Annotated in this window: 8 protein-coding genes; 3 read left to right on the top strand and 5 right to left on the bottom strand. The window is 45.5% G+C overall.

Annotation, left to right across the window (positions count from 1 at the left end):
- A partial coding sequence (locus LUQ50_RS14955; RefSeq protein ID WP_300041062.1) for an AIR synthase-related protein occupies positions 1-2,328 on the bottom strand: 2,328 nt, incomplete at its 3' end.
- 526 nt (positions 2,329-2,854) lie between these two features.
- Here LUQ50_RS14955 and LUQ50_RS14950 point away from each other — a divergent pair.
- Complete coding sequence (locus tag LUQ50_RS14950; protein ID WP_300041060.1) at positions 2,855-3,772, top strand: PQQ-binding-like beta-propeller repeat protein; 918 nt, start codon at positions 2,855-2,857, stop codon at positions 3,770-3,772.
- Positions 3,773-3,788: 16 nt separating this feature from the next.
- On the opposite strand, the gene LUQ50_RS14945 is transcribed toward LUQ50_RS14950, so the two are convergent.
- From LUQ50_RS14945 to LUQ50_RS14935, 3 genes are all read right to left on the bottom strand, one after another.
- Positions 3,789-5,774 (bottom strand): type B DNA-directed DNA polymerase, encoded by a 1,986-nt coding sequence (locus LUQ50_RS14945; RefSeq protein WP_300041058.1) that lies wholly within the window; start codon positions 5,772-5,774, stop codon positions 3,789-3,791.
- 5 nt (positions 5,775-5,779) lie between these two features.
- The gene (locus LUQ50_RS14940; protein WP_300041056.1) at positions 5,780-5,974 is read right to left on the bottom strand and encodes a hypothetical protein; all 195 of its coding nucleotides are present in this window, start codon (positions 5,972-5,974) and stop codon (positions 5,780-5,782) included.
- Positions 5,975-6,295: 321 nt separating this feature from the next.
- A complete protein-coding gene (locus LUQ50_RS14935; RefSeq protein ID WP_300041054.1) occupies positions 6,296-6,502 on the bottom strand; it encodes a histone family protein in 207 nt (68 codons plus the stop codon).
- 653 nt (positions 6,503-7,155) lie between these two features.
- On the opposite strand from LUQ50_RS14935, the gene LUQ50_RS14930 reads away from it, so the two are divergent.
- Positions 7,156-8,640, top strand: a complete 1,485-nt coding sequence (locus LUQ50_RS14930) for an MFS transporter (RefSeq protein ID WP_300041052.1) — start codon at positions 7,156-7,158, stop codon at positions 8,638-8,640.
- Positions 8,641-8,979: 339 nt separating this feature from the next.
- Here LUQ50_RS14930 and LUQ50_RS14925 read toward each other — a convergent pair whose 3' ends face one another.
- The gene (locus tag LUQ50_RS14925; RefSeq protein WP_300041050.1) at positions 8,980-9,699 is read right to left on the bottom strand and encodes a RibD family protein; all 720 of its coding nucleotides are present in this window, start codon (positions 9,697-9,699) and stop codon (positions 8,980-8,982) included.
- Between the two features lie 327 nt (positions 9,700-10,026).
- Here LUQ50_RS14925 and LUQ50_RS14920 point away from each other — a divergent pair.
- Positions 10,027-10,496, top strand: a 470-nt coding sequence (locus LUQ50_RS14920) for an EamA family transporter (protein ID WP_300041048.1), incomplete at its 3' end; no start/stop codon positions are given.

The following is a 10,496-nucleotide window of genomic DNA, read 5'->3' as shown; positions in this document are numbered from 1 at the left end:
TAGAAAACCGGTGGCCCCGTCATAACACCCGAGAGCTGCAGCTTTTAATTGATCAAGCCTCCCGGGTTCATCTGATGAGCACCAGCAGAAGTTGTCAAGGATAGTGATGGCATCCAGGGGTATACCGAGTGCAATAAGCCCACGGATAGCGGTGTCAATACAGGCACCTGCCATGCGGTAAGGATCGATCTCCGAGTATGAAGGGAAGAGTCCCTGAGAGAGCCCTACGCCCTTCTTTGATCCTGCAACGACTTTTGTCAGGGTAGCCATCCCCTGCACCCTTCCTGCTCCCTGAATCGGACCAAGTACGTGTCCCCCCTGCACGGTGTGGTCATACTGGATCGAGATAAACTCCTTTGAACAGATATTCTTTCGCAGGAGCATCGCTTTTACTATCTCATCGAGATCATCAGGACACGGAGGTTCAGGTCCTGACACTTGCGGAGCGGTATGGACCGTTTTGAGATGTTTTTCAGGTAAACCATCGTGGAGGAAAGTAAGTTCAATATCCATCACAACTGACCCGTGGTATTCGACCACACAGCGACCGGTATCGGTAAACGTTCCGATCACGGTTCCCTCAACCTCCCGTCGTTGCAACAGGTCTATAAATTCATCGATCTTATCAGGAGGGACCGCAAGTGTCATACGCTCCTGTGATTCAGAGATCCAGATCTCCCACGGTGCCATTCCCGGATATTTGAGCGGGACTTTATCAAGCCAGACATGGCACCCGTTGCACTCCTTTGCCATTTCTGCTACCGAACATGAGATCCCTCCTGCCCCGTTATCAGTTATGCTGCTATAGAGTCCGCGATCACGGGCCTCCTTTACAATCACATCTGATACCTTCTTCTGAGTGATCGGGTCACCGATCTGCACGGCTGTGACCGGACTTGCCGGATCAAGTGCTTCGGAAGAGAAGGTTGCCCCATGAATCCCGTCTTTTCCCACTCTGCCACCGACCATAACGATGAGATCACCCGGCTTTGCCTGTTTCTCGTAGAGTTTTCGGGCCCCGTCAACACGAGGCATGATGCCGACCGTGCCTGCGAAGACAAGTGGTTTGCCTACGTAACGGTCGTCAAACCAGACAAAACCCTGTGGGGTCGGGATACCTGAACAGTTTCCCCCTACTCCGACACCAGAAATCACTCCGTCAAGGATTCGTCTTGGAGAAAAGATCGGATTTGACCGATCTTTCCCGCGATAGAGGGCCGGGTCGCTGTCAGGATCACCGACACAGAATCCATAGATATTGATACAGGGTTTTGCACCCAGCCCAAACCCGATAGTATCACGGTTCACTCCTACGATGCCGGTGAGAGCACCGCCAAATGGATCGAGTGCTGACGGGGAGTTATGGGTCTCGACCTTATGGGTGATGAGGTACTGATCATCAAAGATGATCCCCCCGGAGTTATCAGAAAAAACGCTCAGACAGATATCCTTATCCCCTTTTTCTGTTCTGATCTTGTTGGTTGCTGCCTGGATGCAGGTCTTGTAGAGACCTTTTGGCATATCTTCATCGATGGCTGATGCGAAGATCGTGTGTTTACAGTGTTCACTCCAGGTCTGGGCAAGAGACTCGATCTCAACATCGGTGGGCTGTCTTCCTTTTGTGGCAAAATAATCACGTATTGCATGCAGTTGGGCAAGATCCAAGGCCAGTGGTCCCCTCCGCTTACCGGTCTGGGGATCCGGGATCCCTTCTTTTCCGATCCTGATAAGTTCCTGGTCATTTAGGTTGAGATCAACCGGATCGGCACAAGGCAGTTCATGAAGTTCTACGAATGGAACAACCTGGTCCATACCTACCGTCCCGTACTCCTGCCGGGATTTTATATACACACGGTTGATGAGCGGGTTTGAAAGCGTAGTTGCCAGGTTCTGAAGATCTTCAGAAGAGAGTCTCCCGCAGACAAAGTAGAGATGTGAGGAGTAGACCGCTTCCCCTGGTTCAAACCTCCTCTTAGTGAAGTCCTCGATGGTCTGTCGTGCAGTGGTACCTACATTATCAGTGACACCAGGCAGGAAACCTACCTCAATGGCAGTATCAAAGTAAGTCTGGGTCGCTTCGTCCACTGAAAATTTCTGAACTACCGGATTGGTCAGTTGGAGGCCGATCTCACGTAATTCTTCAGGCGTGAAATCCCGTGAATTTGTGGAGATGGTATAAATATTAATGAGATGGAGTTCCTCAATGGGAAACCCAAGCGAACGGATCCGATTGGTTCTGACGGTCAGGCGGGGATCAGCCTTATAACGGACTTCTATCCGGTGGACATATGCCATGAGTACCTGGTACTCATTGATCGTTGTGGGCAAAATAGGTATCAAACCAGAGCAGCAATCCAATACCCGACCTTCAGGTATGCATAATCAGATTCTCACTTAATAAATCCCCTGTCTTCCACCTTTCATGACGAAGAGCTAGATCTGATTACAACACCATTATCCCCTTGAAAGTTTTCCCTTCTAATGGATCTTTAATGAACCTGGAAAAATGAGATCGAAAACGCTTATTCATGGTTTCTCTCCGCAAGTGTATTCTCATGATAGCAGGGAAGGGACTTTTCTCTCAAATTATGTCTGGTCCGGCCAGAATCAGATCGCAGTAATATTCTCTGGATTTATTAAAAATAACAGTTCATTCTGGAAATTTAAGAAATATCACCCAGAGGATAATTATGATGAATATGTACATAACAGGGGTTTTTGTATCCAGTTCCGGTTAGACGGACCACAGCGACTTACTTCATACCATAGTATTCATGTTTTTGATAACACACAACCGAGTCTAATTTCTTCACATCATTTTATTTCAACCAAAAATATCTCAATATCCGGGAATTTGATCCTTTCAGGCGGAAGATCGGTAACTGCCTTTGGGATTCAAAACGCCCTGTTTTCTAGTATGTGGACACGCGATTTTTCAAACGATTATGGTGCAGTTGCCCCGGTGATGGGCCGGAATACACTTCTAACCGTAGCATTCAGCACAGAGTGGTTGCCATATAACCAATTTAAAAATCCAAATCCGAGTTTTGCAAACGTAAAGTTACTCTCCATAAAACCGGATGATGGAACCGTGTTACAAACCTTTGATATTCCCTTACGCGAAGAATATCGTTCTCCTCCCTATTCAAACATCCAGATAGGGGACGTTTTATATTTAGATTGTGGGTGGCATGTAGCAGCAATCAACAGCACCTCTGGTGCGGTGATCTGGGAAAGTCAGCCATTAGCACGAAAAAATGAATTGAAACCGTTATTTATGTATTCGAGTTCGATCATCCCTGCAGGTGATACGCTCCTTTATTGTCTTGATACAAAGATGGTTGCTCTTGATCGCATTACCGGTGAATTCCTATGGGAGTATGTTCTTCCTGAAATGCCGGACGAATATTATGTTGGCAGTGAAATGCGGATAGTAATTCTTGATCATATAGTTATTATTGCCGGATTACATGAAATTCATGGTGTCCATGCACAAAGTGGTGAAAAAATGTGGGTATATTCTGCTCCAGATCCTAAACTGACAATCTTTTCTTCACCACCCATCCTCTATGCCCATACTATTCTCATCGGCCGGTGTGATCTTGATGTTGATTCAGCACGCTATGCAATCTCCGGGATAACTCCCTCCACAGGAACCGAGGTGTACAGAGAGTATATTGATTTCAGATTATCCGGGAATCCAGTTATTGCTGAGAATATGTTGTATTGCTGGAATGATGATTCGTTACTCCAAGTATCGCTGTATTCGTAATCCGTATTTAAAGTAACTACTTTTCTATCGTTTGAAACACGAATTCCACTTCTTTCCATGCCCGATCTAAAATCCGCTGATAATATCTGATATCGATTCCTTTCGGATCAAAATCTGGATCCACCAGGAGATCTTTCTCATCCCTGACTACAAATGATGCATCCATTCCGGGAGCCAGATCCACCCCGTATGACTGATATGTATTGATCACAGCCTGGGGAATACACCTCTTTTGATATTTTTCCCGCCCGATCCTCCGTTTTATAACCAGATCCTCAAAGTCGGCAGTTTTGAGTCCTTCTGAATACCGGTGGTAGATCTCCCTGATCTCCGGCCAGCATCTCGTGATGTCCGCAATGCGGGATTCACTGGCCATCAGGGTAAACATTTCTTCCTGCATCCGCTGGATGTACCGGGGTGTGTTTCTCCTTCTGGCGGCAATTCCCCTGACTTTTATCCCTCCTCCCCGGATACGCCCATAATAACTCCCGTATGCGCCGGTCCCGTCAATCTGGGGCAAAAATACGATCCAGTCATAGGTTTCAGATTCAATAAAAAATCCGGTAAGATCTTCAATTGCTGTTTTGATCTCATCAGGATTACATTGCTGCACAAAGAGACAGTCGATGATTGCATGCAGAACCCTCCCGTTCATTTCCACGATTCGGGTGATACACTTCTGGAGGAGTTCCGTTCCCTTGAAGGTGATCTGTTCATGCACCTCGATCCTTCCGAACCTGGCATTTTTGTAACCCGTGTACCCAAAGCAGGTAACAAGCATCCATTTCAGAATCTCGTCCATTCCTGCATAACCATGGTCAGTTCTCATTTTCTGCTTGGTCTCGCATCTGAGTTTGAGGATCGGATCCAGTACTGATGGCAGAAATCCCTCCAGATCCGGATTTTTGATAGTTTCAGGTGAGAGGTTGTACTTCACGATGATCGAGGGATAAAATGAGGTGAAGTCGATCTGAGTTACATCTTCATAAATCCCGGGTGAAGGCTGCAGGGTTAGTCCTCCCCGGTAATCGAGCCGCACCTCCTCACATTTTCTGCGAGTTTCTGCATCTTTCTTTCTGAAGGGCACTGCAATATTACGGGCCAGTGCTTCATACACCTCATAACTGGAGACGAGCGTTCCCGGTGTCAGGCGACAGGTCAGATTCGGGGAAAGGCCGGTCAGTCGGGATGCAAGTAAGATTCCTCTGATATTTCCTTCCCGGTGCATGAAACTCTGCCTGGTATCGATGATGATCCTCCCTTCTGGAATCATCGCTCCAAGCCGGTGCTCCATCCTGCCATAACTGAAGTATGATCGGGGCGAGAGTTTTTTGAACCTTCCCGTTCTGCTCAAGGTGTTAGGTATTCCCCATCGTTCGGCCTGATCGCAGATGAACGATGACCAGCGATCATAATCTGGGTAGAGGATCAGATCAGGATCACAAGACTGTACAATCTCGAAGAGGTCATCTATGTTCTGCCGTTCTGACCCGTTTAAGATATATAATCTCCGCTCTTCGGTCAGATCCCGTACGGTGATCGTACCGGTATGTTCGGATCGGTGAGGATTCTCACTGCAGGAGATCTCCATCATGGTTCCTGGGAACTGCTGGCCGGGATCAAACCTGCTCCTATGGGTCCATCCCCCCGGGACTATACGATGTTTCGCAGCAAACCTCTGCTCTGGTCTGATATCTACGTTGAAGAGCGCAACCTGGTACCGGGTCTGTTGTTCGATCAGTTCGGCAATCTCCCTTCCTGCCCCGATTGAATACCCCTTATATTCATCATAGATGGATCTGATGGTGCATTCCCTGACTTTGTACCTGGATTCCAGATCTTCAATGAGTTCATAGTGAAGATGAGGGTCGATAAAATTTACCAGAAATGAAGGAGATTGTTGGTGATGAGAGACTGAGAGTGTTCCCGCATTGATCTCCCAGGTGGTGATCCCGGTGGCAGATCGACAGGTGTCCAGGGTAAATGTGTCAGTATCTTTCATGATGATCACCGGATCTTATCCCGGGTCTTCTGGGATTCGCTCGCGTCATCAAGGATGGTCAGGATCTGATTCGCAATAATTACCCGGCGGATTCGCATCTCGTTGTGATACATGAATCGTTTTGGGAAAATCTCCGAATAGTTACCGCAGGGGTATAGATTGTTATTTCGGTTCGAACTGAGCAGGGCACTGAGCGCCATCAGTAAGACCCTGCTGGATGCAGTGATTATGGAGAAAAACCCTGAGGATCCGGATATGTCTGGATGTAAGGCATGGCATAGCAGGATACAGGTACCTGGTATCTAAAGGTTTAGGAAACACCGCGAAAGTGATTGTGCCCTTCCTGATTCGTCACATATTGTAGAGATTACGTGAATTGATGGCCTAATAAACCATAAAACACTTTCACCGCACTTTGAATTAAGGTATATCTGGTGCCATATCGGTGGTTCCGATCTCAATGTATGGTATACAAAGGCGTGTGTGAAACAGCGTTATGAGATAGAGAAGAATAAAAAAAGTTAGATGTTTTCCAAAGCCATCTCAACGTCTTCGGCTTTGATGGTCTTCCTTCCGGCATGAGCAGCCAGTTTTTCTGCTTCCTTTGCAAGTTTCGCAATGTATGCTTCGGTCATCTTCACTAAGAGTTCAGCTGCATCGCTTCCTACCCGCTCTGCCCCGTTTGCCTTGGCGATCCTGGTTACTGCTGCAATTGGTAAATCTGCCATAATTTTTACCTGAATTTATATTCAGTGAGCAAGTATAAATAATGAGTGCCTTATTTGGAGCAAATAACCCATAATTGCTACCATAATTCTTCCTCAAGCAGGTTCATAAGGACTCTTCGATATCTGGTGAACCTTTTGGAGTTACGCTAGCACCCAGTAACCCGAATTTTCAATGGCTTTCTAATATCTCTGCGTGGTAGGTGAGATAGCATCGTACCCTCGAATCCTTTCGTGATTTGGCGAGATGAGATGGATTTGCAATATATTCATACACTTACTGTACGAGTATTTGTCTCTTACTGATGTGGGTGAGAAAAGAAAATTGGAGTGATCGGGATACTCCCTGAAGCATCGATTTCTCCGTGTACGGGTTGGCTTTCGTAACGATTCTATCCGGGGAACCAAATGCCTGATTTGCGGTTATCGTTGACATTTCTTCACCTTCCTGACTCCTGTTTTGATGATATCATAAAGTCTGGCAATGCAATGTTTCATGTGTGGTATTATTGGGATAGTATTGAACTGCCCTGTCTTTACATTGTTGATGACTCCTCCTGATCGAAATCTGAATTCACTCTCGTATTATGAAACTACGGTAATCACTGAAATTCAAGTAACAATCTCCTTATGCGTTCAATTAAATATATTGACCAATGGAAGTACCCGATAACACTGGTAAGCGTAATCGATTTACTATTCTCATGGTGACTATCGCCCTGGCCAACTTTATGGCTGCGTTAGATTCATCCATAGTAACCGTTGCTCTTCCCACCATCTCAAAAATATTTAATATCCTTCCTGGAACAGCAAGCCTGGTAATCACGGTATACATTCTCGTTATGGCCGGATGTGTTCTGATCTTTGGTAAAATTTCTGATGTGATTGGGTTTAAACGAATGTTTCTATCCGGGTTTTTGATCTTCACCCTGGGATCAGTAGTCTGTGGATTCCTGCCTGCTCTGTTGAATTCTTTCTCTGCATTTGTCGTATCACGAATATTCCAGGCTATCGGAGCTACGATGATCACCGCTATTGGGCCTGGTATGGTTGCTGCATATATCCCAATTGAAATGAGAGGAAAAGCAATGGGGACGATCTTCACGATGGCAGCATTAGGGATGGCAATCGGTCCTACTATCGGGGGTATCCTTACTCAGTATCTCTCCTGGAGCTGGATTTTTTTTATTAATATTCCTATCGGACTTTTAGCTATCCTCTGTGGTAAAATGGTAATTCCTGAGACCGCAAGCAAACCATGGAAACTTGGATTTGATAGGTTAGGATCGGTTTTGATATTTGTCGGGCTGTCTTCACTGCTCTTTGTATTCTCGAAAGGGCAGGCATTTGGTTGGACAAATCCAATTATTTTAGGCTCTGTTGTTCTGGCTCTTCTTACGCTTGGGGGATTTGTATGGTATGAACTCACCGTACCTGATCCGCTGCTGGAGATACGTCTTTTTACCCGGAAAAACTTCCTGTTAACCACTGTATTAGTAGTTCTGGTGAACTTCATTATGGCCGGAATTATGTATCTGGTTCCTTTTTATCTGCAGTACGTGAAGGAACATACTCCCTCAATAGTCGGGATTATCTATACATCACTCTCGATTGGACTTATGATCGGGGGTATCCTTGGAGGAGTGTTGTATCACAAGGTTGGCGGCAGGACCATCAATATTGTCTCCTGGGTTCCCATTTTTTTTGGGTACCTTCTGTTATCGTCGGTTCAAACTGCTATGAGCGACTGGTTTGTGGTGTTGTCTTTATTGTTAATTGGGTTTGGAAGCGGCTCGATAATCACCTCTGGATCAAATATGATAATAAACTCGGTATCCAAGCAATACCAGGGAATGGTCTCAAGTTTGATCAATTTGTTACGATTTTTTCCTATTACAATGGGAGTAGCGTTCTTCAATATTATTTTCATGCAGGGTATCCCATCTACTGGTATCCGAAATGGGGGTACTATTGACTCAATCGCAGGAATTACGATCCCGGATCTTACACTCGGGTTTGATCATGCGTTTTTGTGCACTTTCATGATCAGCATTATCATTGTTCTATTTGCATTCTTTGCCCGTCAGGAGGTACATCCTGATTATCAACAGACTGTCCGTGATGAGAGTCAGGCCTTATAAATCCTTTTTTTCATAAGCCATTACCGAAGCAATGAGGTATTTGGAAGTGAGGTCATGCGAATGTATGTAATGTGAAAAGACGTGATCGTGTTAATGGTTACGTTATCTGACCGATTATTGTTTGATTGGTGTTTTCCTTGTTATCAGCCACCTAAGTTTGAGATGTATGGTAATCTCCCCGGTGTCTGGGTAGACCCTATGATCAGCATGCAAGAATGTGCAACCAGGATCATGTCCAAAATACAAGAAATGTGTCTGACCCATAACCGGACTATGATATATGGTAGTGCAATCGATACTGTTGTATTCCAATGGCCGGTTTTCCATACGTCGTGAGTATCAGGATTGTGGGATGTGATTTTTTATCACATCATACGTAAGCCAGACATAATCTTCATCTATCCGCTCCATATGCGTTAGTTTCAGGGTAACTACATCATTCGCAGATGAAAGATCCTGGGCTGAATATATCGTTTTCGGGGTTGTTCCTCCGATCATCATCGGCCCAATAAGCACGCTTACTTCATCGACAAGTCCTTCCCGGAGGAGTATCCCATTGAGCACTCCTCCGGTATCAGTCCGGATGGTGATGACTCCATATTGTCGGTTTAGTTCTTCGAGAGCTGATCTGATATCAACATGATCATCTCCGGCAATGATGTAGTTCACCTGTCTGCTGCAAAGATATTCGAGGTATGATTGAGGTGTTGTTTTTGAGCATAGCACGACCATGTCACGCCACCATGGCTCTTTCTGAAGCATCCGGTAGTTGTGAACCCGTCCACTGCTATCTACGATCACCAGTAGCGGTTTTGGTTCATACATCAGGTGCTCAGTTCCGGGAGGTGGGGGATTTTGTTCTGGTTTTTGTGAAAACTCTGCTTCGTTCGGGTCTTCTTCACCCAAGGCTACCAGAGTATTACTCCCTATCAGGATTGCATCAGATCTCCAGTGAAATGCCAGTGTGTAGTACCGGTACATTGTTTCAGGGCTGTTTATGATCCAGTCAATTCGCCCGTCCAGGCTTGCAAGATTGTACATTGATATTTTTGGAATCATGTAGTTTTCCTCAATTATGTATCCTAAATAAGGCCGGAATCTCTCCCGATATAATTTTCCCAGAGCAAGATTATAGTTTCCATAGTATTTGGTAATCGGTATCCTTCAGAGATATACCACTCTGCACATCATGTCCGTTCGTCCTGATATTCATTGAATTCATCTAATTTATCGTTTCATCCTGATGACAGCCTTGAGAATCCGACGCTTTCATCGTTCTCTGGATTATTATTCAGGTTATCGATGATCTCAATTGACCTCATATCCATACCTAATTACCGGAAGGGAGCCCATGTCTGTATACGAAAAAACTCTTTTCAGGTACCGATGAACCAGAGATCTGCAGATGCATTGCTTGTCCTAATTGTTCTGATATGGGGTTCATCATATCTGGCGATGAAATGGGGGATGGAGAGTTTTGGCATCTTCACCCTTGTTGCTCTTCGTTTTTGCATTGCCTTCGGTATTGGGGTAGTGATCCTCCGGAGACATATAATTCATATCTATATGCATACTCTGGTTTCAAGTGCAGTCCTTGGGTTCTGTTTTTTCTGTGGATTCTGGTTCCTGCTCTCCGGAATGAAGACCTCCACCACCACATCTGCCGGATTCCTCATGGCAACAACCGTCGTGTTTGTCCCCCTCCTTCAGGCATTCTTCTTTCATAGAGTTCCAAATATCTTCCTTCTCATTGCAATTTTGTTCTGTCTGTCCGGGGTCGGGCTTTTGACTCTTCAGGATGGACTAACCTTTGATCGAGGTGTGATACTCTGTCTTATGGGTGCTCTTAGTTATGC

The sequence above is a fragment of the Methanospirillum sp. genome, from assembly GCF_028679455.1.
Taxonomy (GTDB): Archaea; Halobacteriota; Methanomicrobia; order Methanomicrobiales; family Methanospirillaceae; genus Methanospirillum.
The sequence above is the reverse complement of the archived record's forward strand: the minus strand, read 5'-3'. Positions and strand labels throughout refer to the sequence as shown.